Genomic DNA, 23,351 nt, shown 5'->3' on the forward strand with positions numbered 1-23,351 from the left:
GCGGTTACTTCATGCCGCGCTCCCGGGCAATCCGCTCGTAGGCCCTGTTGATCCGGGCGAGCTGCTCGTTGGCGAAGTCGGTGAATTCGGCAGGCAACCCCTTGGACTGGATCGTATCAGGGTGGAACTCCTTGATCTTCCTCCGGTAGGCCGCCTTGATCTCGTCGTTGCCCATCTCCGGGAAGCAGTCCAGGATCGTATAGGCCTCCTTGAGACTCTGTTCTTCCTGTCCGGGGGCCTCGGCCTGTCGGTCGCTTCCGGATCCGGCTCCGGCCCCGGCCCGCCCGAGGTAGGCATCCACCGTCCCCCTGGGGAGCCTCAGAGCCTCCTCGGCTTCGTAGAGACAGTCCAGCTCGGCCTGATGAAGGCGATGATCCGCCGCGGCCACCTCGATCAGCGCCAGCAGAAAGGTGGTGCAGGCCTCGCGGTCATACCGAAAGATCTCGCCGAACTGCCGCACATACTGCCCGATGGGCACCTCTGTACTCTTCGCTTCGTTGAAGATGGCGATGGCCGCCCGACGCCCCTCGGGATTGAGGCGCAGCCGCCGGGAGATGATGTCTTCCACCACGGCGACCTCCTCGGGGGAAACCCGGCCGTCGGCCTTGGCGATCTTCCCCAGGCTGGAGAAGTAGGCCGCAAAGAAGGCCGCCTCCGTCTTCTGCCGGCCGGTCACCTGTCCCTGCGACTTCGCGTCGATCATCTGATGTCCCAGGGCCCCGCCGATGATCGCTCCCAGCGGCCCTCCGAGGGCCGCGCCGACGCCTCCAAACAACACCTTGCCCCACCAGCTCACGATATATCCCTCCAATTGTTCCGTATCTATCCATGCAGACACGAAAGCCAGTGTACCCCAGAGCCTCCATTGATGGAACCGTGCCGCCGGGCACATTCGCCCCTGGGCCGCGGTAGCCCACCCTGCACAAGGAAGGAAGGATGCCGGAGCACCTCATTGCCCGCCGTGGGAGCACGAAACGCCCGCTTCCGGCAGAATCCTCCGCAAGGAAGCGCCCTGGGTGCATGAAATGGTGTGGTGAGGTATCATTGAATGCATGCACGCCAGTGCAAATCTGTTTGTGTGGGGTGAGACCTCCCATGAAAGAAGAAGCACTCCGCAACAGTGATCTCTACAAGAGAATGCTCGACACCCTCTACGACGGTGTCTACGTGGTCGACACAGAGCGAAAGATCCACTACTGGAACATGGGCGCCGAACGGATCACCGGCTACCGGCGGGACGAGGTCTACGGGAGACACTGTTCCGACAACATCCTGGTCCACGTCGATAACGAGGGCAACAACCTCTGTCTGGGCATGTGCCCCCTTGCGTTCACTCTGCAGGACGGCAAGATGCGTGAGGCCGACGTCTATCTCCACCACAAGGAGGGCCACCGGGTCCCCGTCTCCATCCGGATCTCGCCGATCGAGGACGACAAAGGCGAAATCATCGGCGCCGTGGAGATCTTCAGCAACAACAGCGAGAAGCTGGCCGCCCTGGAGCTGGCGGAGTCCTATTACGAGATGTCCATCACCGATCAGCTCACCAAGGCAGGCAACCGCAGGTATTCGGACATCTCCCTGCTCTCGGCGATCGACGAGTACCAGAACCACCATCTTCCCTTCGGCGTGCTGTTCATCGACCTGGACCATCTCAGGGAGATCAACGACAGGCTGGGACACTACGCAGGCGACCGGGCGCTGCGGATGCTGGCTCTCACCGTAGCGAGCGACCTGCAGAGCTTTGACTTCGTCGGACGCTGGGGCGACGACGAATTCCTCGTCATCCTCGGCAACTACACCTGCACGGACAAACTGGCCGAGAAGGCCGAGCATCTCCGGATGCTGATCGAGAACTCCTTTTTCCAGGACAGTCTGGACAACATCGTGCGCGGCACCGCATCCATCGGAGGCACCATCGTACAGGAGGAGGACAACCTGGACCGCCTGCTGCAGCGTGCCGACGAAGCCCTCTACGCAAGCAAGAAACGCGGCAACAACACGGTAACCATCAGGTAACATCCCCCAAGCTTCTGCGGAGACGCACTACCTCCGCCCCCGCAGAAGCTACTCCAATTCTTCCAGATTCTTCCCCTTTGCCTCGATGCCGAACCGCCAGGCAACCACCGCACCGAGCAGGGAGGTGTCGATCAAGATATACAGGAGGTTCCGGGTACCCATATCCTGAAAGAGAATGGGAAAGAGGAAGGCCGTCGTCACCGCCCCGATTGTGGGGAAGGCAACAGGTATGCAAAGGACCCGTCCAACGGCCTTCCGGGCAATAGAGGACTGCACTCCACCGGACTCCGCGTAGCATGAGCAGGCCCGCGGCGGGTGCCGCGGGCCTGCTGCAGGGTCCTTCTTGGCGCTGAAAGGCGTCTACTTAAACCACTTTTCGTAGAGTTCCTTCCGGTGCTCCCGGACCGCCTCGTTCACCGCTTCCATGAGGGCGTCGTTCCCCTGGGGCATGGCGACGGCATAGCGTTCACGGGTCAGCCGATCCTCCAGGGCCTTGAGGCTCTCATTCTCCCTGGCGAGCCAGAGGATGCCGGTGCCGTCGTAGATGGCGGCCTGGGCTTCGCCGGAGGCCACCGCCCCGGCCAGCTCCTTGACGGTCTGGAAGGTCACGATGTCGTCGGTCATCTCCCTGGCCAGGCTGTGGCCGGTGGTGTCCTCCTGTACGGCGATACGCTTGCCCTCCAGATCGTCCGCGGTGGCGATCGGACCGCCACGCTTGACCAGGGCCATCTGACCGGTCATGAAGTACCAGTCAGAGAAGGCGCAGATCTCCGCACGCTCCGGGGTCACCGTGATGGCGGCGATAGCGATGTCGAAGGGCTCCCAGTCGAAGCCTTCCGACCAGGCTTCGGTGATGTCGCTCCAGGGCATCGGCTTCCCTTCCAGCTCCACACCGAGCTTCTCGGCAACGGCCTCGGCCATGTCCGCATCGAGCCCTTTGGGGATGCCGTCCTCCATGAAGAAGAACGGTTTGTTCGTCGCCTCGTCCCAGGCGACGCGAATCGTCCCGCGCTCCTGGATCTCCTGCAGCGTCGCACCCTGTGCCGCAGCACCCAGGGCAACCGTCGCGACAAAAACCATCGCAACCATCAGTACCAGCTTCCGCATGCAACAATCACTCCTCTTCAGATATATTGGCACCGCCCTCTTCGTGCGAAGGCAGCTGTGCCCTCTGTTCGGGAAGCGCAAGCCCCTCATCGGCATCCACCGCCCCGTCGATCCTGAACCGTGCCAGCAGCTCCCGGATCCGTCGTGCGCTCTCGGAGACACGTTCCGATTCGGTAACCACCGCTTCGGAATCACGGAGGGTCGACTGCGAGGAGCTCCGGATCTCCTCCACCCGCTGCACCACCTCGGTGGTCCCCTGTGTGACCTGGTCGACCGCTTCGGCCATCTCCCGACTGGAGGCAGCCTGCTCCTCCGACACGGCGGCCAGATTCTGGACAACGTTATCAACGTTTTCGATCTCCTGCACAGCAAGGTGGAGCTTGCCCCGCGCCTCTCCGGCCCGCTTCAGTGTCCTTTCGAGGACACCCTTGGTCTCGCGGGTACTGTCGATGGATTCCGCAGCCTGGCCCTCCAGGGTCTCGATCAGCGAACTGATCTCCCCGGCGGCCTTGCCGGACTCCTCGGCAAGCTTCCGCACCTCTTCGGCCACTACGGCGAACCCGCGCCCGGCCTCCCCGGCCCTGGCCGCTTCGATGGCCGCGTTGAGGGCCAGCAGGTTCGTCTGGTCCGCTATGTTGTTGATGGTGTTGACAAACGTGGAGATCTGTTCCACCGACTCCGAAAGGGAGCGGATCCCCGCGAGGTTCCTCTCGGAGGATCTGTTGACATCGAGGACATCGTTCATCACCGCCTCGACACGCTCCGTCGCGTCGGTAGCGGTCTCCCTGGTCTTTTTGGAGGATTCCGCTCCTTCCGCCGAGGAATCCGCCGCCGACTGGGCACTGCCGGAGACCTCCTCGATCCCGGCGTTGGTCTCCTCCAGGGCGGCGGAGTTGGACTCCGAACGGGAGGCCACATCCTCGACGGCGCCGGTCACCTGCTGCATGGCGTTGCGGGAGCGCTCGGCCACCTCGGAGAGCGCGACCACACGCTCCGCGGTGCCCTTCGTTTCCTCTACGATGGAGCGTACAATCTCACGCTGGGAGGAAACCATCTTCTCCAGTGCTCCGGCGATCTCCCCGACCTCGTCCCTGGTGTCCAGACCAAAGGCTCCTCTGGAAACGGTGAGGTCGCCCTCGCCTCCCCGTCGGGCCATCTCCACTACCGAACGGAGGGGCCTGGCCATGCTTCTGTGGACCAACGTGCAGACCGCCATGCTGGCGAGCACCGAGAGCGCTACGGCGACCAACACCGTACGCACCGTTCCCTTGAGCTGGGACACCATACCGTCGGCCAGCGCATTGACCTGGGTCACCGCACTTCTGTTTACGTCGCCGGCCACGGCGATCACCTCTCCCGCAGCCTCCTCCAGATCAGTATAGAGGGCGGCCACACGGTTCCAGCTCTCCACAAGATCCCCTACAGCCTGTTCATAGGACGACAGCGCCTCCAGGACCGCTCCAAGCTCCTTCTTGCTCGCCCGGACGTAGGTGTCCCCTTCCAGCTCTTCCAGGGTACTCCGGATCTTCGGGAGTTCTTCCATGGCCCTGTCAACGATCCCCGTATCCCGGAGTGTCTGCGCCCGGTACAGCGCCTTTTCGATGGCCCCCACTCCTTCGACAATCCGATGGGCCTCCCTGATACGTTCCGTCCGGGCCAGGATCGCCTCGGCACCCATCTCGAACTCCACCTCGTTCCGGAGTTCGGCATACTCGTTCTCGATGAAGGAGTTCATGCTCTTCGTAAAGGTGGTTGACGCCTGATCGGCACGATTGCGGTAGCGCTGGATCGACGAAACGGCCTTCTGCGCCTCGGCAGCGATGGAACCGAAACGCTCCAGGGCATGGCGGGCCTGTTTCCGGCCCTTCTCCAATCGCTCCATTCCCGCCGTCGCCCGGGCCAGCTCCGCCGCATCCCCGAGATAGCCTCTGGTTCGTTCCAGCGCCTCTTCGCCGGCCTCGCCGTAGCGCTCTTCTTCGCTGAAGACGAAGCCCCGGAAATTCGAAACGGCATCGAGGGCCGAACGTTCGATCCCGTGGGCGATGTTGATCTCCCGGAATCTCGGTCCCGCCAGATCCTCCGTTTTGGTCTGGACATCCCCCAGGTTGAGCCATATCAAACCGCCGACAGCGACAAAAAGAAGCAGCAGAAAGACAAATCCCGCCGCCATCCGTGTACCGATACGCAGATTGCCAAGCAAAGCGTCTTCCCCCTTTATCCGTACTGTTCGTTCATCGGTCATTTATCGTATACAATACGTGATTCTCCGGCAGGTGGCAACCGCCCCGCCCGCCGGAGAATCGTTCGGGGATACCTCCCGGGCCTCCCGCCCTACAGGGTGCGGGCGATGGAGGGCAAAAAGAGGGTGACGGCGACAGGGGGGACGAACAGGACCGACAACAGGGGGCGGATCCAGGCAAGACCGGGGAACAGCACCACCACGGCCAGGAGGCCCGCGCCCACAAGCAGGAAGGCCAGGCCCCACAACAGGGTGGCCAGGGCGTTGGACCTGGTAAAGGCGGTCTTGCTGCGCTCCTGAAACGTGTAGTTCCACTGGGTGTACCGACTGGTCAAGGGGGTAGAGGAACGCAGGGAGAGCAGCAGGCACACCGCAAGCGCGGCGAAACCGAGGGGAAGGCCGAAGCGTTCCGTAAACGCCGGATCGGCGAGGTACCCTCCAACCATGGCAAGCGGAACGATCAGGGTACTCCAGTCGAGAAGGGTGACCTCGATATAGAGCCACCGGTAGAAAAAGAACACCATCCCTGCAACAGCGGCGAACCAGAGCCCGGCGTGCAGTGTCGGCGCGTCCCGTTCCAGGGAGAACCAGAGCAGAACCCAGGGAAACAGAGCGAACCAGAACCAGAGATCGCCCCTGACCTTCACCGGCCCACCGGGGTAGCGTGGGGGACGTTCCTCCCGCTCCAGAGGGAAGAATTCCCTAAACCGACGCAGCAGGGCGAGCTCTCCCGTCGCCCTGATCCGGCCTTCCCGCACCAGACGTTCCCCGTCCTCGCCGTCATCCGTCAGGCGGCGGAGGACCTCCGGGGAGGCCTTGACGCGGAGCTTTGGATGCTGAGCCCTTCCCTCCCACACCGAACACTGTCCGTCGGAGATGGACAGCACGTAGTACCCCTCCTGCTCTCCAACAGCAACAAACTCGATCTCCGCCTGGAGGTTCCCCGCCGCCCGGGGATGGAAGCGCTCCGCCATCCGCTCCAGTTCGTTCCGCATTCCGATCCCTCCCTCGCAGTCTCTCTCCTTTGCGATGTCCCGCCGCTCCAGGCAATCACGCCCCTGTGGCAATATCGTCATCATACCACTCTTCCCGCACAGACAGGAACGGCCCTCCCCATGACGAGGAAGGCCGTTCTGGCTGGTCCACAGGAAGATCCGGTTCCTGTGTCCGTCAGATCGTGGGCGACTCGGTGGCCGGTTCGACACGCATGGTCTCGGCCTGCAGACCGCGGTAGAGGGAATAGCAGGCAAAGAGCATGACGATCTCGAAGGGGAAGGCCGCCGCGATGGAAGCGATCTGCAGCGCCTTGAGGCCCCCGGTCAGCAGCAGGGTGAAGGCCAGGGCCGCCTGCAGTGTCCCCCAGATGGCCATGTATCCCTTTGGCGGGTTGAGGTTCCCCTGGCTGGAGTACATGGAGAGCACGAAGGTCGCCGAGTTGGCTGAGGTGATGAAGAAGGTGGAGATCAGCACCAGGGCGGCCAGGGAAAGCAGCATGCCCAGCGGATAGTACTGGAAGACCTCGAAGAGCCCGGTGGAGATGTCGTTGACTATCACCTGGCCCACCTCGGCGATCCCGGCCAGCTCCAGATTCATTGCAGAAGTCCCGAAGACGGCGAACCAGCAGAAGCTGCCCAGACAGGGCACCAGCAGCACGCCGAACACGAACTCCCGCACCGTGCGGCCCCGGGAGATCCGGGCGATGAAGGTCCCCACGAAGGGCGCCCAGGCGATCCACCAGGCCCAGTAGAAGAGCGTCCAGGCGCCCTGCCACTCCGCCAGTGCGCCGCCGAAGGGGGTCATCTTGAGGCTCTCCTGGATGACGGTGTTGAAGTAGTAGCCCATGGAAGTCAGCAGCATCATCAGCGATTTGACGGTGGGCCCGATCAGGAAGAAGGCACCCAGGAGGAAGAGGGCGATGTAGAGGTTCATAGTGGAGATGAACTTGATGCCCTTTTCGATACCTGTCACCGCCGAGCCGGTGTAGATCAGCCCGATGACCACGATGATCATCAGCTGCGTCATGATGGAGTTGGGGATACTGAAGAGATACTCCAGGCCGCTGCCGATCTGGAGCGTCCCCAGACCCAGGGAGGTGGCGATCCCGGCAACGGTGGCGAAGATGGCGAGCACATCGATGGTCTTGCCGATGGGGCCGCGCACACCCTTCTCCCCCAGGATGGGCAGGAAAACGCTGCTGATCAGCCCAGGCGCATTCTTGCGGAACTGGAAGAAAGCCAGAGACAGGGCGATGACGCCGTAGCTTGCCCAGGGGTGGATCCCCCAGTGGAGGAAGGAGATCTGCATCGCCTGCATGGCGGCCTCAGGGGTCTCCCCCGGCCCCACAGGGGGGCTCATGAAGTGGTACATGGGCTCGCCGATCCCGTAGAAGACCAGGCCGATACCCATCCCGGCGCTGAAGAGCATGGCGAACCAGGACACGTTGGAGAACTCCGGCGTGGAATCCGGCGGACCGAGCTTGACCTTCCCGAAGGGGCCCAGCCCCATAAACAGCAGAAAGACAACAAAGATGGACATGGAGAGCATGTAGCTCCAGCCCATGTTGGCGATCAGGAAATTGAAGGTTCCGTTGGCCGCCCCGCTGAAGGTCTCGGGGGAAAAGAGCCCCCAGAGCACGACGCCGACTGTGATCACAGGCGCAATAACGAATACGGCATTCAAGCCGCCTGAACGCGACTGCATCTCTCACTCACCCTTTTCGATCGTCTTTGGTGGTCTGCGTGCCGTACTACAGTCCCGCTGCTCCGCACACAAACCTGGAGGAGGCGCAGACCGCCTCCTCCAGCCGGTTCATCTACAGCTAGACCTTCACGGGGAACTGGGTCTGTTCCTCCACCGGGGTGGTCAGGGCGTCGAAGGCCACTCCCACCCGATGCAGGCGGAGCTTCCACTCGGCCTCCTCCGACGCGTCGGGGAGCCCCAGCGGGTACGGCACGGAAACAGTCTGGACAATGCGGTTGGAGCCCACACTGAGGGCGATGTCCACCAGGTTGCAGAGGACGGTCACGGGGATCCCCGTACGCTCGATCTCTTTTGCCATCGTTGCACCGCAACGAGTACAGGTTCCTCAGGTGGCGACAAGCAGAACGGCGTCGATCTCGGCCTCATGCAGCTCCGCGGCGATCTCGCGTCCCATGCGGGCCGCCTCGCCCTGGGAGGTCCCGGTCCCGACAGTGGAGTAGAAGAAGGGATGCAGCGACCCGAATTTGCCTTCCTTCAGGTAGGTCTTCACCGCATCCAGCGGCAGAATCCGGTTGGGGTTGGCGTTGGCCGCAGCGGGGTCGAAACCGGCGTGGATGGTCTTGTATTCGCCCGCCGGAAGGACGTCCAGCTCGGAGATGTCGTACTTGCCCCACTTGGTGGCCGAGGCGGACTGGATATGGTCCGGGTTGTCGCTGGGAACGATGCCGCCGGAGGTCACCAGGGCCACCCTGGCCTTCGAGAGATCGGAGACCGCTTCGGCGATGGGGATCCGCTCGGTCTTGGGGATGGGCAGCTCTGTGCGCACGGGCTCTCCATTCAGCTTCCGGAGCAGCATGTCCACCACGCGGTCCGCGGCCTGGACGGGTTCGTCCAGGAAGTACTGGTGCCGGATCCCCCGGGGGAAGTATCCTTCTTCTGCTGCCGGACGGAGTTCCTCGCCGGCGACGATCCTGTTGATGAAGGCCGTCATCCTGGTGAGATCCTTTTTCATGGAGGTGGCCTTCCTGCCGGCGGGGAAGATGTACATGTCCTTCACGAACATCTCCACACCGGGGTTCTCCTCGTTCATCGCCGTCACCACGGGGACGCCGAAGCGTTCCGAGACGGCCTTGCCGACCTGGCCGCAGGCGTTGGCGTAACGGCCCGCCAGGAAGGACGGACCGGCCACGAAGAGGTCGAACTCGATCCCGTCCAGCATAGCGAGGACATCCTTGACGGCGCCTTCCGGGTCGGCGGTCATGTGGTTGTCGCCGCCGATGATGGTGTGGGTCACCTCGGCATCCGCCAGCATGCTGTCCAACAGCTGGGCGGGCCCGACGGTTCCCTCCCGGAGCTCCGGCGCCATGTCGGCCTTCTCTTCACCGCCGACCTGGCCGAAGAACTGGTTGATGTAATGGATCACCTTTTTCATCGTGCTTCCTCCCCTCCCCTAGTACTCCACACAGGTCTTCACGGAGAACCCGGCGATCTCATCACCGCAGAACATGGCGTTGTTCTCCATGACCAGCGAGCCGTCTTCGCGGACGCAGCCTTCCCATCCTCCGGAGAGGCCGTCCCTGGCCAGGGACTCCAGCTCACCGATGACGGTGTCCATAGGGGGCAGCTCGATCAGCTGGGAGACGTTGCCGGTGGAGACGATGGCGTCCGCCGATTCGTGGAGGGAGACCAGCGGCTGGGACTGTCCGTCCCGGCCGGTGCACTCGTTGGTGATGCCTGCGGTCTTGATGCCCGCCCTCTCCAGCTCGACGATGGCCTGAATGAAGTCCACATCGGGGTTGCCGTAGCCCTCTTCGGCCACGATGGCGCCTTCCGCCCCGAGATGCTCGGCCATCCGGCGGAGCATGATCGCCGAACGGCGCTTCTGCTCCATGGAGACATTGAGGTTGGAGACGATGACGCCCAGGAAGTTGAGGGTTTCGCCGTGCTCCTTCATGAGCCGCTTGATGGTGGGGTTGTTCTGGTGGTCGTAGGTGGACATCTTGGAGGAAACAGGCATGAAGCTCCCCGAGATGACGGCGCCGTCGAAGATTTCATTGGGGTGCATGAAGGTGGGAAGCATCCGGTTGCCGTCCCAGCCGTAGACCAGCGAGTTGTAGCCGAGCTCCTCCATCTGGGTCTGGAGCTGAACCACATAGACCACCGAGGGCAGCTCCTTCAGGCGCTCCTCCCGGCCGGCCACAGGCTCGAGGTCGAAGACCTCCATCTCCTCCGGCTCAGCCTCGGCGACAGCCGTGCCGATGTACTCGGCGAGCTTGTGTCCGGCGGCGCGGAGGGCGATATTCTTCTTCTGCTGCTCGTAGCGCTCGTCCTCCTCGTCGGTGTCGCCGACCAGGACGATGTTTTTGAGCTGCGAGTAGGGGTAGGTGTACTTGGCGCCGGGGCCGCTCATGTCGATCAGACCGTCCTGGAAGCCGCCCCAGTGCTTCCCGACAACGGTGACACAGCAGTCTTTCAGCGCGTGGGTCCGGCCCGATCCGACCGGCTCGAGATCGTTGTTGTACCCGGGGAACATCACGCCGCCGTCCACCTTGCAGCGGGGCTCGATGACCTCCTTGACGGGAACGAGCCGGACCGCGTCGCCGGGGGCGACGACCCGGATGTCGGCATCGGTGATATGCTCGTCCTCGTAGACGACCTCCAGGGCCTCCTGCTTGTTGATGGTCAGCGTGCCCTTCTCGTAGCGTGTGGCGTCACCAAAGGCAATCTCTTTCACGTGGAACGAACCGAGTTCGAGTCGCATACTTTCCCTCCCTTACAGGCTGTAGGAGCCGCTCTCTTCGCGCATCGACCTGACCGACGCGGTGAGGGCGTCCACATCCAACACCATTTCCATCATGCCTACCTGGTCTTCCCAGAGGGAGGGATCGACCTCTTCCTTGATCTCCGGTTCCACAACGTGGTACGTGGCGAGTCCCAACGGGACTCCCGCCAAGGGACCTGCAAAGGTGGGATCTCCTGCGGTCACCGTCTCGGCATAGATCTCCGCGCCTTCGGCGTCGGAGCTTCCGAGAACGACCACAACGTTCTCCGCACCGTGCTGCTCCACCGCATCCTTGATGCGCTGCTGGTTCTGCAGGTCCATGGCGCCCGCCGCCGTTCAGACGAAACACTCGGTGGCGGAGAAGACGATCTCCGCTCCGGTGTCCTTGAGGCAGGTTTCCATCACGGGGCCGGCCACACCGTCACGCTCGCCGAGCAACAGCAACCTCTTTCCTGCGAGCTTTCCCACTGCCGCACACCTCCTCGAATCTGGTAAGGTATTATTGGAAGGATGGTTCCTTCCCGGGTTCTTTCCTGCACATATGCTAGTCGAGAAGGCATACGGGAGGATATGGCGGAACCCGTGATTTCCCGCCTCACGGATTCCGTGAACATCGGATACAGATCCTGACGGAAGGGGACATAAACATGGAGGATTTTCTCGCACTCTGCCGAAAGCGGCGGAGCGTTCGGCGGTACCGCGGCGATCCGGTTCCCGAAGACGTACTGGAGCGCTGCCTGGAGGCAGCCAGGCTGGCGCCGTCGGCATGCAACAGACAGCCCTGGCGTTTCCACGTGGTGCGGACGCCGCAAACCGTATCGCGGCTTGGAGGGGCCATCTTCGGCGGCCCCTACCGGATGAATCGCTTTGCGCAGAAGGCTCCGGTGCTGATTGTGGCGGAACGGATACGGGAGGCGGCCGCGCCCGCCTTTGCGGGGCTTGTGGCCCGCACCCAGTTTAGTCTCATGGACGTGGCCATCGCCGCGGAACAGCTGATCCTGCAGGCCGCAGAGGAAGGGCTGGGCAGCTGCTGGCTGGGGTGGTTCTCGCGGCGGCAGACCAGGAAGGTGCTGGGGCTCCCCGTCACCGCCAGTCTGGAAGCCGTCATCAGCCTCGGGTACCCCGTTCAGGAAGAGAAAACCCCGGCTACGGCGAGGAAGGAGACGAACGAGATCGCCCGGTTCTACTGATCCGACCGGCGGTCGCCTGCGTCCATAGCAGAGTGCGCACCGCTTCCATCGTGTATAATGGGGTTTCGTATACCGGAGACACAGGGGAGGGAACGCTTCATCGGACGAAATGCCGGGTGGAGTGGCGGCGGATGACAGACGAGACACTGGTGGAACAGGCCTACACGCTCCTCAGGAGGGCGATCCTGCAACGGACCTTCCGGCCGGGGATGAAGCTCTCGACCCTTTCGCTCTCCAGGGAGATGGGCATCAGCCGGACGCCGGTGCGCCTTGCGCTCCAGAGCCTCGCCTCGGAGGGACTGGTGGAGATGCGCTCCAACCAGACACCCCAGGTGGCCAATCCCTCCGCCCGGACGGTGCAGGAGATCTTTTACATGCGCTGTCTTCTGGAACCCGAAGCGGCGGCGCTGGCCTGCGGCTCATCCAGGCGGGAGGAGCTGGCGGAGGAGCTGCGGCAAGGCGCTGAAGCGGAACGCCGGGCCTTCAGCAAACGTCTGCTCGACGACTACCTGGAGGCCAACGAACGTTTCCACAGCACCATCGCCGGGATGTGCGGCAACGAAACCCTGGCGACGACGATCAGGCCCTTTCTCGCCCGCTCCACGGTGATCCTCTCGCTCTTCGACCCCTTCTACGAGTTTTCCGAGGACGAGGAACAGCGGATCATCCGTGAAAACAGAGCTCTCGTCGCCGCCATCGGCCGCGGTGACGGCCAGTGGGCCCGGGAGACCATGCGGAACCACATCGAGACCACCTACCGCAATCTCCCCGTCCACGCCATCGAGGAGGCGACACGGACAGTGGCGCGACTGAAGTAGCCCGGGAGGAATCGCGGCAACGGAACTGCACGAGCTCCTTCGCCGGGACGGAGACACGAAGTGGGAGATCTATGCTTATATCGGCACGACACAACTTTCTTTTCGTCCACATCGCCAAAACAGGCGGCACGAGCGTGAGAAGAGCACTGGTCCCTTCCATCTGGAAGGACCGGTTCTGGCTTCTCCAGCGGATCAGCAGCCGCCTCAGCCGCTGGTCGGGCCATCGCATCGGGGCGAAGCTCCCCCGCCACGCCAAGGCCGTCGCCGCCCAGGAGATGCTCCCCGACGATTTCTTCCGAAAATTGTTCAAGTTCGCCTTTGTCCGGAATCCCTGGGATCTGCAGGTGAGCTCCTATCTTCACGTCCGGCGCGAACGACCGGAAATTGTGGCGCATCTGGACAGTTTCGAGGCCTTTCTGGAATGGAAGTTCCTCCGGGAACGGCCCAGCCACTACATACTGGACGCCTCCACGGAACCGCAGCGGCGCTCGCTTGTGGACCTGCAGGGGCAGGTCATCGTCGACTACGTGGGACGCTACGAACGGCTGGAGGAGGACTTCCACGAGGTCTGTCGCCGCATCGGCCTGCCGGCGATCGCTCTGCCCCACAAACGCAAGGCTCCGAATCGGAGTGGGTACCGCGCATACTACAACGACCGGACCTACAGGATCGTTGCGCGGCACTACCTCGAGGATATCGACGGTTTCCAGTACAGCTTCTGATCCAGCCGGCTATTTCCGCTCCCGGATCCGTCCGGGGATCCCCTCATCCTCGACCATCTCCCTGATCTGGGCGGCATCCATCTTCTCCAGCCCCAGCACCTCTTCCAGCTCGTCGGCCAGTTCGAGGATGGCCTTTTCCACATCGGCAGACCCCTCGATGACATCCCAGAATCCTTCGGGCTGACACTCCAGATACTCGCGGATCTGTCGCTTGGCCTTTCGGGTGCCGAGCCCCTTGCCGCCCTTGGATTTGTATTCCTCGACAACGCGGGGCAACAGCACCGAAGCAACCCGTTCGGCGAGATCCTGTTTCTGCTCCTGTTCCATCTATTCCACCTCCGGTGCGCCTCTCTTCCAGTCCCTGTCGATCGCCATGCCGTCAGCCTGTACCGAGGACATCAAAAAACGGGAACCAGACCGCCGCCTTCCTGTCGTTCCCGTTGGCATCACCGTAATCCTAGCAAGCAATACCTGTACCGACAAGGTTTTTCACTGCATGTTCAGCAATCGGAAGGATTTTTTCAATCGATAGCCGCCTTTTGGTCGATCACAGGGTTTTCAAGGGTGGGAAACCCCGCGATCCGGCAACCGACCACCTCGCGATGGGCCAGCGGTACGGCCCGCGGCGTTCCTGTGGAAAGCACATCACCGGGGAGGAATGTCATCACCCGGGAGTGGAAGGCCACCAGCTCATCAGGGGGGAACATCATATTGGAGGGGCGGTTCTCCGCATAGACCTCCCCGTTGTGGAGCGTGGCGACCGCAAGGCTCCCGACATCCTCCACCTCATCGGGGGTCAGCATCATGGGGCCGAAGCTGAAAAAGGTGTCGAAACTCTTGGCGCGGGTCAGGTACCGGGGATTCTTCCGCAGTATGTCCTCGGCGGTCATGTCGATCACACAGGTGAATCCGGCCAGTACGCTGCGCCAGTCCTCCGCGGCCACATCGCGGCACCTGCGTCCAAATATCAGGCCCAGTTCCGCCTCCCCGGTGGTCCTGCAGGACTGCACCGGGATCTGGATCGGCTGGCCGTGGCCGATGATCGTCGTATCCGGTTTCATGAAACTGGCCGGCTCCGATTCCGGGGCCTTCTCCGCCAGGTCGCCCGCATGGTCCACGTAATTCAGTCCAATGCCCCAGATCTTCCGGGGATGTCTGAACAGCGGACACCACTCGACCCGTTCCCAGACCACCGTCTGCCCTGCCAGAGACGCCAGCTGCTCCCTCCCCTGCTGTCGGTACCAGTGGTTCATCGGCTCAAGCTCGCCGGTCCAGATGAGTGACCACAGCTGCTCCGGCCACTCCGTTCCCAGGGCCCTGTTGATTTCGGCAAGAGGGACCATTCCCCCCTCGGTCGCAACGGCGGCCATCTCCGTGTTGCTGTAACGAACCGTTCCGAGACGCATCCAACTCCCCCTTTCGGCGACGTCTCCGCTTCTCCTGCAAGAATACAGCAGTTTCCCCCGCAATGCCAGGCCCCGCCGTCCCAACCGCTGTCGGCGGCAGAACAATCAGCGACCGCCCCGGCGCTACACCTGCGTGCCGGAAGCTGCTACACTTGCCGGACAACAAAGGAGGTGGACCCCTGGTGCTGATCGAGCCGAACAAGGACCTTGCCGAACTGCTCAGCTGGATTGAGGGGCTCGGGGGAGACATCACCGCCCACCGGACCTTTCCGGAACGGCCGGCACGCTACGGGGAGCGGCCGCCACTGGATCACAGGCTCGGGGAAGCGCTCAGGCGGAGGGGAATCGAGCGTCTCTACACCCATCAGACCGAGGCCATAGGACACATCAGGGACGGCAGGCATGTCGTTGTGGTCACCCCCACCGCTTCGGGCAAAACGGCCTGCTACAATCTGCCCGTGCTGGACAGCATCCTCAAAGGCGACGCCGCCCGTGCCCTCTATCTCTTCCCCACCAAGGCCCTCAGCCAGGACCAGCTCACCGAGCTCTACGGCCTGGTGGAAGCGCTGGAGGTGGACATCGGAACCTTCACCTACGACGGCGACACCCCGCCGGCGGCGCGGCGGACCATCCGCAAGGCGGGGCATATCGTGATCACCAACCCCGACATGCTCCACACCGGCATCCTCCCCCACCACACCAAATGGATCAAGCTCTTCGAGAACCTCCGGTACATCGTCATCGACGAACTCCACACCTACCGGGGCGTCTTCGGCTCCCATCTGGCCAATGTCCTCCGGCGGCTGCAACGGGTCTGCGCCTTCTACGGTTCGGAACCACAGTTCATCTGCTGTTCGGCGACGATCTCCAATCCAGGGGAGCTGGCGGAGCGGCTTGTGGAGAAACCCTTCCGGCTGGTCACACAGAATGGAGCGCCGGCCGGGGAGAAACGGGTGGTGTTCTACAACCCGCCGGTGGTGAACCGCCAGCTTGGGATCCGGCAGTCTTCGCTCAAGGTGGCCGCCCGGATCGCTACGGAAACGCTGGCAAACGGCATCAGCACGATCGTCTTCACACGCTCCCGGATCAATGTGGAGCTGCTTCTGACCTATATCCGCAAAGGGCTGGCACGTCGCGGCGCCTCGACGGATATCGTCGGGAGCTATCGCGGCGGCTATCTGCCGGACGAACGGCGCCGCCTGGAACGACGACTCAAAAGCGGGGAGCTCCTCGGCGTGGTCAGCACCAGCGCTCTGGAACTCGGCGTGGATATCGGCTCGCTGCAGCTGGCTGTCCTCCACGGCTATCCGGGCAGCGTCGCCTCGGCCTGGCAGCAGATGGGACGGGCCGGACGCCGTTCCGGCGTCTCCGCCGCCGTCATGGTGGCCTCGTCGCTGGCGCTGGACCAGTTCCTCACCGCCCGTCCGGAGAACCTCTTCGGCGCCTCCCCGGAGCACGCCCGGCTCGACGCCGACAACCTCTACATCCTGGTGAACCATGTCAAGTGTTCGGCCTTCGAGCTGCCCTTCCGGGAGGGCGAATCGCTGGGCTCCGCCGACATGGAGGAGATCCTGCAGTATCTCGCCGAACAGGGGACCCTCCACCGGGCGGGAGGACGCTACCACTGGCAGTCCGACTCCTTCCCGGCGGAATCCATCTCGCTGCGCAGCGCCACCAGCGAGAACTACGTCATCCTGGATATCACCGAAACGGGCAACCCCGTGGTGATCGGCGAGGTGGACCGCCCCAGCGCCCCCATGCTGATCCACCCGGAGGCCATCTACTTCCACGGCGGGAAGGCCTACCAGGTGACCGAGCTGGACCCGGAGGGCATGCGCTGCTATGTCCGGAAGGCCGACGTGGACTACTACACCGACGCCGATCTCGCCGTCCGGATGGAGGTGCTGGACGAATTCGAGAGACAGGGCCTGTGGAGCTGGGGGGAGGTGCTGGTGGCCGCGCGGCCCACCGTCTACAAAAAGATCCGCCTCCACACCCACGAAAACATCGGTTACGGCAACATCCACCTGGGGGAGGAGCAGATGCACACCACCGGGGCCTGGTTCGGTATCGAAGAGCGGTGGATCGAAGGGCTGGACCGGGATACGGCGAGCTCGGCGCTCTCCGGCCTGGCCAATCTCTTCCGGAATGTGGCGCCGCTGTACCTCATGTGCGACCACCACGACCTCATCGTCCACGGCCACGTCAGGGACCCCTATCTGGGGCAGCCGGCGGTCTACATGGCCGACAACGTTCCCGGCGGCGTGGGCCTGGCGGAGACGGCCTTCTCCCTGCGCGACCGCCTCGCCGCAGCCTGCCGGGAAGCGCTGGAGTCCTGCGGCTGCAGAGAGGGGTGCCCGGGATGTATCGGCGTCTTCGATGCCTCCGAACGGATCAAGGAGGCCTCCCGCTGGCTGCTGCTCGCCCTGGAACGGGGGATGGGATCCCGGCCGGAGACGGCAGCCGGCGGGGATACCCCTCTATGAATGCGCAGGAATGCAGCAAAGCAGTGCATGCGGGAACCGGCTTGTCACCAGAGGAGAATGATGCTATTATTTGTAAAGTTTCGTTCAGGTTTGCAACGCTGGATCACACATCACCCCAGGCCATCATCACGGTGCCTTTCGAAGCCCATCATCACGGGATCATCCGCAGGCCCGGCCGGCGGAAGAGATCTGATACAGTGTTTCAATCATTCAAACCGTTTCAAAGGAGGCTGTCTGTATGAAAGGTTTCCGCATCATTGTTGCTGCAGCTCTCGTGCTGGCGCTCTGCGCAGGTGGCGCACTGGCCGCCGACAAGGACTGGCCCTCGTCGCTCCAGTTTGTGGCCGGCCCGCCGGGCGGCAGCTGGTTCCCCATGGGTGGCGCCGTTGCCGACGTCATCACCAAGAACGTGGAGGGTGTCTCCTGCACCAGCGGCACCGGCGGCGGTGTCTCGAACATCTTCAACGTCAACCGGAAGAAGGCGGATCTCGGCCTGACGGTGGTCTTCATGGGCAAACCGTCCATGAACGGCAAGGAGATCTTCGAGAAACACGGGCGCCAGGACAACGTATCCGTACTGACCAATGTCTACAAGCAGTACTTCTACTTCATCGTCCGCAGCGAATGGGCGGAGAAGAACGGCGTGGAGACGATTCAGGATATCTTCGACCAGGAGCTTGACTTCCGTATGGCCACTCTCAAGCCGGGGACGTCCAGCGAGTACATGGTCCGCAGGACCCTGGAAGCCGGCTACGGCGTGAGCTATGACGACATCAAGAGCTGGGGCGGTTCGGTGGAGTACAGCTCCTATTCCGACGGCGCCAACCTCATGGCCGACAAGCATCTGGACGCCTTCGCCTTCACCGTCTCGCTGCCCGCTTCCATCATCATGAAGATGGAGACCCAGACCGACATCGACATCCTTCCCGTGGACCCCAAGGCACTCAAGGCCATGAGCGAGGCCTACGGCACGGCCACCTTCACGATCCAGCCCAGTGATTACGAGTGCGTGGACGAACCCGTCAAGACAGTAGGTTCCTACACCTCCATCCTGGTGCGCAAGGACCTCCCCGAAGGGCTTGTCTACGAGATCGCCAAGGCGGTCTTCAACCACAAGAAGACCCTGGCCGACACGGTCTCCGCCATGAAGCAGCTCAACCTGAAGGACGGTCCGCAGAACACCGTCTTCCCGCTGCATCCGGGTGCGGCCAAGTACTTCAAAGAGCAGGGCACACTCTAACGGAGAGACCAAAGAAGCTCCGCACAAAAGAAGCGTGCAGTCAGGAGGGGCGACCTGGAACGGTCGCCCCTCGCTGCAGCGCCGCGGAGACGCCACTATGCGGGAGTTGAACAGTGCATGAGAAAGCTCACAGGTTGGCAATACTGGTTTATCTATGCCTATGTCGTGATTATGGGCTCCTTCCACCTCTATACGGCGCTGCAGGGCACACTGGAGGCCTATCTCCAGCGGATGACCCACCTGACCTTTGTGTTGCCGCTGGTCTTCCTCCTGATGCCCTTCAGAAAGGACCCCGACAGCCCGGAGACCTCGATCCCGCTGCAGGACTGGGGACTGGCCGTCCTCGCCGCCGTCCCCGGGCTCTACGCCATCGCCAACTACGACGCCATCGCAAGCCGCATCGTCCACTTCGACCCGGTCAGCACGGTGCAGCTCGTCCTCGGCCTTATGCTGGTGATTCTTCTTCTTGAAGCAACGCGCCGTTCCGTCGGGTGGCCGCTGGCACTGATCGCCACAATCTTCGGCGCCTATATGCTGGTGGGCGACCAGATGCCGGGACTGCTGCGGGGGATCGGCTTCTCCTGGCACGAGATCGCCGAGGTCCTCTATCTGACCGACGAGGGGGTCTTCGGGATCCCTCTGGGCGTCTCGGCCACCTTCGTCATGATCTTTCTCATCATGGGCGGCTTTCTCGACAAATCGGGCGTGGGCGAGTTCTTCCTCGAGATGGCCCAGGCGCTCACGGGACGAACCCGCGGAGGACCGGCCAAGATCGCCGTGGCCTCGTCGGGGCTCTTCGGCATGCTTTCGGGGAGCGCCGTGGCGAACGTCTACAGCACCGGGGCGCTGACCATCCCCATGATGAAACGGATCGGCTACGAGTCCCACTTCGCCGCCTCCGTGGAGGCTGTGGCCTCCTCGGGCGGACAGATCATGCCGCCCATCATGGGCGCCAGCGCCTTCATCATCGCCTCCTTCATCGGCATCCCCTACCGGGAGGTCATGATCGCCGCCTTTGTCCCCGCCGCGCTCTTCTATCTGGCCGTAGGATTGATGGTCCACCTCAGGGCGGTCAAGCTGGGCCTCCGGGGGCTTACCAAAGAGGAGCTGCCGTCGAAACTGCGGATGCTGAAGCATGTCTACATGCTGGCCCCGGTGGTCATCCTCGTCTACATGCTGCTGGTGGGCTACACGCCCATGCGGGCGGCGGTCTTCGCCATCGGGATCAGCTGGGCCTGTTCGCTCTTCTCCAGGGAAAACCGAATGGGCATCAAGGCGATCCTCGACGCCATCTATCAGGGGAGCATCAACATCATCGTGGTCGCCATGGCCTGCGCCGCAGCGGGGATCATCATCGGCTCCATCAACCTCACCGGCTTCGGCTTCAAGTTCGTCTCGGCCGTCATCGCCCTCTCCCAGGGCATCCCCTTCGTCGGGCTGGCGCTCATTATGGTGATCGCCATCATCCTGGGAATGGGGCTCCCCACCACGGGGGCCTACCTCCTGGCCTCCGCGATGGGTGTGCCGGCGCTGATCGAGCTGGGCTTCCCCATGCTGGGCTCCCATCTCTTCGTCTTCTACTTCGCCATCGTCTCGGCGATCACCCCCCCGGTGGCGCTGGCCGCCTATGCCGCCTCCTCCATCTCGGGGAGCGACCCCAACAAAACGGGCTTCACGGCCATGCGACTGGGTGTGGTGGCCTACATCATCCCCTTCGCGTTTATCTACGATCAGACACTGCTCCTCCACGGCGGCTACCTGGCCAACAGTCTGGCCGCCCTCTGCGCCATCGTGGGCGCCACCGGTCTCGCCGCCGGGATGGAAGGCTACTCCTTCCGGCGACTCAAATCCTGGGAGCGCGCCGTCCTCCTGGCCTTCAGCGTGGCCAGCATCTGGCCCCTGGCAACGGTCAAGATAGGCGGCGCCCTGGCCATCGGCGCCGCCTATCTCTTCCTGCGGACCACCGCCGGCGGGCCCCCGGAGGCGCCGCAACCCTCCTAGACGACCAGTCGGAACACCCTGGGGAGCAGATCCGGTCCGCCGGGTCTGCTCCCGCTCTACTGACAAATCAGCGATCTCGTTCTATACTTCCCCTAGTATTGCTATCGAAAAAGGGGAGTGATTGTGTGATGAAACGTTGTATTTGTATGATCGCATTCCTTGCCGTAATCGGTATAGCCCTCGGTGCGGGAATCCCGGCGACCGCCCAGGACGGCTGCGGACCGGAGCACGCCGCCTTCTTCGTCTCCTCCTGTTCCTGGAGCTACAACGCAGCGGAACAGCGGTTCCATGTGGAGGCCACGGTAACCAACGACTCCGAGGAATGGGTCAACGGTCCGGGCATCTCCGTCCGGCTCTACGACAGGGATGGCGCGGAACTGGTCTGGGCCTGGGGCGAGGCGGAGGTCCGGCAGCTCGCGCCCGGGGAAAGCGCCCCCGTCTCCCTCTCCGTCCAGCCGAAGGCGCTGCCCCGACAGATACGGGTGACCGCGGAGGAAGGTCTGGGGATGACCTGAACACGATAGCTTTGGGGGCCGCGTTGCGGCCCCTTTCGTCTTTCCCGGCCCTGGAACGGGAACAGACCCGGGAGTGGTACAATGCCGGTGATCGTCTGCGACACTACCAATTCGGGGGGTACCGCAAATGGATATCCAGCAATTCGGTGTGGAAAAATGGATGAATACCTACGAAAACGAAGCGATCTTCAATCTCGGCGAGACCTGCGTGGATTCCTTCACCCTGGGGGAACTGCTCGATATCACCGGCAAACGCGAGGAAATCCTGCAAAATATGGTGGCCACACGGCTCTCCTACGGCGATATCCAGGGGAGTCAGGCCCTGCGGGAGCAGATCGCCGGACTCTACCAATCGGGGAGAGCCAACAACGTACTGGTGATGAACGGCGGCGCCGCCGCCAACTTCCTGGCCCTCTACAGTCTGGTGAAGGCGGGGGACCGTGTGATCAGCGTCCACCCCACCTACCAGCAGCTCTACAGCATCCCCGAGTCCTTCGGCGCCACCGTGGACCCATTGCGGCTCAGGCCGGAAGAGGGGTTCCACCCGAACCTGCAGGAACTGGAGGAGATGTGCTCCGGGGGCGTAGACGTGATCTGCTGCAACAACCCCAACAACCCCACCGGGGCCCTCATGTCGGCCTCCGAGGTCGAACGGCTGGTGGACATCGCCGGGAAACACGATGCCTGGCTCGTCTGTGACGAGGTCTACCGGCATCTCTATCAGGAGGGACAACAGCTTCCGCCGTCCGTCGCCGATCTCTACGAGAAGGGTGTCAGCACGGGAAGCATGTCCAAGGTCTTCTCCCTGGCCGGCATCCGCATCGGCTGGGTTGCAGGCTCCGAAAGGTTCATCGAGAACGCCTACGACCACCGGGACTACACCACCATCAGCGTAGGGCGTCTGGACGACATGCTGGCCTCGCTGGCCCTGGAACACCGGGAAGCCATCCTGGAACGGAACCTCGGCATCATCCGGAACAATCTCGGCCTCCTCGATGAATGGGTGGCCGGCGAGGAACGCATCGACTATGTGCGCCCGGAAGCCGGAACCACCGCACTGCTGCACTACGACTACGACATCCCCTCCGACCAGTTCGGCAAGCGCCTGCTGGACACCACGGGAACCTTCGTCGTCCCCGGGGGCCGCTTCGACATGGAGCACTGGATCCGCGTGGGCTACGCCTTCGAGTCCAGGCAGCTGCAGGAGGGGCTGCAAGGCCTCTCCTCCTTCCTGAGAACCCTCGACGGCGAGGGGATCGCCCCCGCCGGAGACCTCCGGAAGGGATAGCGGCAGGGATGCGCGCCACCGGGATTCCCGGGCCCTACAGCGAGGCCTTCGACAATCCTGAAGCGCCCTTCCTCTATCTGTATTCCCCTTCGGGGGACGGCAGCACAGCCGAGCTGTTCACCAGGCGGCGGTTCCTCTCCCTGGGGCGCAAGGCGGCAACGGTGCTGCACCGGTACGGGCTGCAGCCGGGGGACCGCTTTGTCAACGGCTTCGGCGCCAACAGCCCCGTTGACCTGGCCTTCCGCCTCGGGGCGATCCTGACCGGGACGGTGCCGGTGACCGTGAACTGGCAGGCCGACTCGCCGGAGCGGGCCGCCTATAAGGTGGAGATCTCGAAGGCCAGACTCCTGGTGCAGGAACACACCTTCCCTTCGGGACTGCTGCGGGGAATCGAAGAGCTCTTCCCGGCACTGCCGGTCTACCCGGTGGAGAACCTCGACAGGGAAACACCCTACAACGGCTCCTGGCCGGAGGAACCGGCACCGGAGCAGGAGAAGCTGGTGATCTTCACCTCCGGGACCACCGGCGCCCCCAAGGGGGTCTCGCTGACCTACGGGAACTACGCCTCCAACGCCGCCACCTTCCGCAGCTTCCTCGCCCCGCTGGGGCTCCGTCCCCTCCAGCTGGTGATGCCCAACCCCCTGCACCACGCCAACTCCTCGGCCCTCTCCGACTGGTGCATGCGGGAGCCGGGCGCCGTCATCCACATGCTGCCCGGGTACGGCACCGCCTACTGGAGGGTCCCCGCAGAGACCGCCTCCAGCGGAGGGGAGCTTCTCGCTCCGGCGGTGGCCCGACACATCGATTTCCTCCACAACCTGGCGGAGGAGGGCGCGCTCCC

The 23,351-nt window shown here is 63.2% G+C and carries 21 protein-coding genes; 10 read left to right on the forward strand and 11 right to left on the reverse strand.

The annotated features are described in order from the left end of the window. Positions 1-4 precede the first annotated feature (4 nt). On the reverse strand, positions 5-796 hold the full coding sequence (djlA, locus tag K9L28_04620; GenBank protein MCF7935604.1) for a co-chaperone DjlA: 792 nt from the start codon (positions 794-796) through the stop codon (positions 5-7). 299 nt (positions 797-1,095) lie between these two features. Here djlA and K9L28_04625 point away from each other — a divergent pair, with 299 nt between their 5' ends. Further along, complete coding sequence (locus K9L28_04625) at positions 1,096-2,016, forward strand: sensor domain-containing diguanylate cyclase (GenBank protein ID MCF7935605.1); 921 nt, start codon at positions 1,096-1,098, stop codon at positions 2,014-2,016. Positions 2,017-2,064: 48 nt separating this feature from the next. Here K9L28_04625 and K9L28_04630 read toward each other — a convergent pair whose 3' ends face one another. The 8 genes from K9L28_04630 to K9L28_04665 all read right to left on the reverse strand — a co-directional run bounded on the left by K9L28_04630 (position 2,065) and on the right by K9L28_04665 (position 11,312). Next, the gene (locus K9L28_04630; protein MCF7935606.1) at positions 2,065-2,292 is read right to left on the reverse strand and encodes a hypothetical protein; all 228 of its coding nucleotides are present in this window, start codon (positions 2,290-2,292) and stop codon (positions 2,065-2,067) included. Between the two features lie 84 nt (positions 2,293-2,376). Next, positions 2,377-3,123, reverse strand: coding sequence for a transporter substrate-binding domain-containing protein (locus tag K9L28_04635; GenBank protein MCF7935607.1), 747 nt, complete (start codon positions 3,121-3,123; stop codon positions 2,377-2,379). Between the two features lie 7 nt (positions 3,124-3,130). Further along, a complete protein-coding gene (locus K9L28_04640; protein MCF7935608.1) occupies positions 3,131-5,365 on the reverse strand; it encodes a methyl-accepting chemotaxis protein in 2,235 nt (744 codons plus the stop codon). An 89-nt stretch (positions 5,366-5,454) separates the two neighbouring features. Next, complete coding sequence (locus tag K9L28_04645) at positions 5,455-6,441, reverse strand: SCP2 sterol-binding domain-containing protein (protein ID MCF7935609.1); 987 nt, start codon at positions 6,439-6,441, stop codon at positions 5,455-5,457. A gap of 91 nt (positions 6,442-6,532) precedes the next feature. Then, entirely contained in the window at positions 6,533-8,062 is a 1,530-nt protein-coding gene (locus tag K9L28_04650; protein MCF7935610.1) for a BCCT family transporter, read from the reverse strand. A 118-nt stretch (positions 8,063-8,180) separates the two neighbouring features. Continuing rightward, positions 8,181-9,494, reverse strand: a complete 1,314-nt coding sequence (locus K9L28_04655; GenBank protein MCF7935611.1) for a glycine/betaine/sarcosine/D-proline family reductase selenoprotein B — start codon at positions 9,492-9,494, stop codon at positions 8,181-8,183. Between the two features lie 18 nt (positions 9,495-9,512). Continuing rightward, positions 9,513-10,823, reverse strand: coding sequence for a glycine/sarcosine/betaine reductase component B subunit (locus K9L28_04660; protein ID MCF7935612.1), 1,311 nt, complete (start codon positions 10,821-10,823; stop codon positions 9,513-9,515). A gap of 12 nt (positions 10,824-10,835) precedes the next feature. After that, positions 10,836-11,312: a glycine/sarcosine/betaine reductase complex selenoprotein A gene (locus tag K9L28_04665; GenBank protein MCF7935613.1), complete on the reverse strand. Its 477-nt coding sequence runs from the start codon at positions 11,310-11,312 to the stop codon at positions 10,836-10,838. A gap of 179 nt (positions 11,313-11,491) precedes the next feature. On the opposite strand from K9L28_04665, the gene K9L28_04670 reads away from it, so the two are divergent. The 3 genes from K9L28_04670 (at position 11,492) to K9L28_04680 (ending at position 13,574) form a co-directional block, all read left to right on the forward strand. Then, the gene (locus K9L28_04670; GenBank protein ID MCF7935614.1) at positions 11,492-12,034 is read left to right on the forward strand and encodes a nitroreductase family protein; all 543 of its coding nucleotides are present in this window, start codon (positions 11,492-11,494) and stop codon (positions 12,032-12,034) included. 131 nt (positions 12,035-12,165) lie between these two features. Further along, positions 12,166-12,852, forward strand: a complete 687-nt coding sequence (locus K9L28_04675) for a GntR family transcriptional regulator (GenBank protein MCF7935615.1) — start codon at positions 12,166-12,168, stop codon at positions 12,850-12,852. Positions 12,853-12,923: 71 nt separating this feature from the next. Next, on the forward strand, positions 12,924-13,574 hold the full coding sequence (locus K9L28_04680) for a sulfotransferase family protein (protein ID MCF7935616.1): 651 nt from the start codon (positions 12,924-12,926) through the stop codon (positions 13,572-13,574). A 9-nt stretch (positions 13,575-13,583) separates the two neighbouring features. Here the strand turns inward: K9L28_04680 and K9L28_04685 are convergent, their stop codons facing one another. Beyond that, a complete protein-coding gene (locus K9L28_04685) occupies positions 13,584-13,901 on the reverse strand; it encodes an XRE family transcriptional regulator (GenBank protein ID MCF7935617.1) in 318 nt (105 codons plus the stop codon). 194 nt (positions 13,902-14,095) lie between these two features. Beyond that, positions 14,096-14,980: a fumarylacetoacetate hydrolase family protein gene (locus K9L28_04690; protein MCF7935618.1), complete on the reverse strand. Its 885-nt coding sequence runs from the start codon at positions 14,978-14,980 to the stop codon at positions 14,096-14,098. 62 nt (positions 14,981-15,042) lie between these two features. On the opposite strand from K9L28_04690, the gene K9L28_04695 reads away from it, so the two are divergent. The 6 genes from K9L28_04695 to K9L28_04720 all read left to right on the forward strand — a co-directional run. Next, positions 15,043-17,466 (forward strand): DEAD/DEAH box helicase, encoded by a 2,424-nt coding sequence (locus K9L28_04695; protein MCF7935619.1) that lies wholly within the window; start codon positions 15,043-15,045, stop codon positions 17,464-17,466. A gap of 238 nt (positions 17,467-17,704) precedes the next feature. Next, positions 17,705-18,706: a TAXI family TRAP transporter solute-binding subunit gene (locus tag K9L28_04700; GenBank protein MCF7935620.1), complete on the forward strand. Its 1,002-nt coding sequence runs from the start codon at positions 17,705-17,707 to the stop codon at positions 18,704-18,706. Positions 18,707-18,823: 117 nt separating this feature from the next. Further along, positions 18,824-20,707, forward strand: a complete 1,884-nt coding sequence (locus tag K9L28_04705; GenBank protein MCF7935621.1) for a TRAP transporter permease — start codon at positions 18,824-18,826, stop codon at positions 20,705-20,707. Positions 20,708-20,835: 128 nt separating this feature from the next. Then, positions 20,836-21,222, forward strand: coding sequence for an FxLYD domain-containing protein (locus K9L28_04710; protein MCF7935622.1), 387 nt, complete (start codon positions 20,836-20,838; stop codon positions 21,220-21,222). Between the two features lie 127 nt (positions 21,223-21,349). Beyond that, positions 21,350-22,510, forward strand: a complete 1,161-nt coding sequence (locus K9L28_04715; protein MCF7935623.1) for an aminotransferase — start codon at positions 21,350-21,352, stop codon at positions 22,508-22,510. A gap of 8 nt (positions 22,511-22,518) precedes the next feature. Continuing rightward, on the forward strand, positions 22,519-23,351 hold an 833-nt coding region (locus K9L28_04720), incomplete at its 3' end, for an acyl--CoA ligase (GenBank protein ID MCF7935624.1).

It is taken from the genome of Synergistales bacterium (genome assembly GCA_021736445.1).
Taxonomy (GTDB): Bacteria; Synergistota; Synergistia; order Synergistales; family Aminiphilaceae; genus JAIPGA01.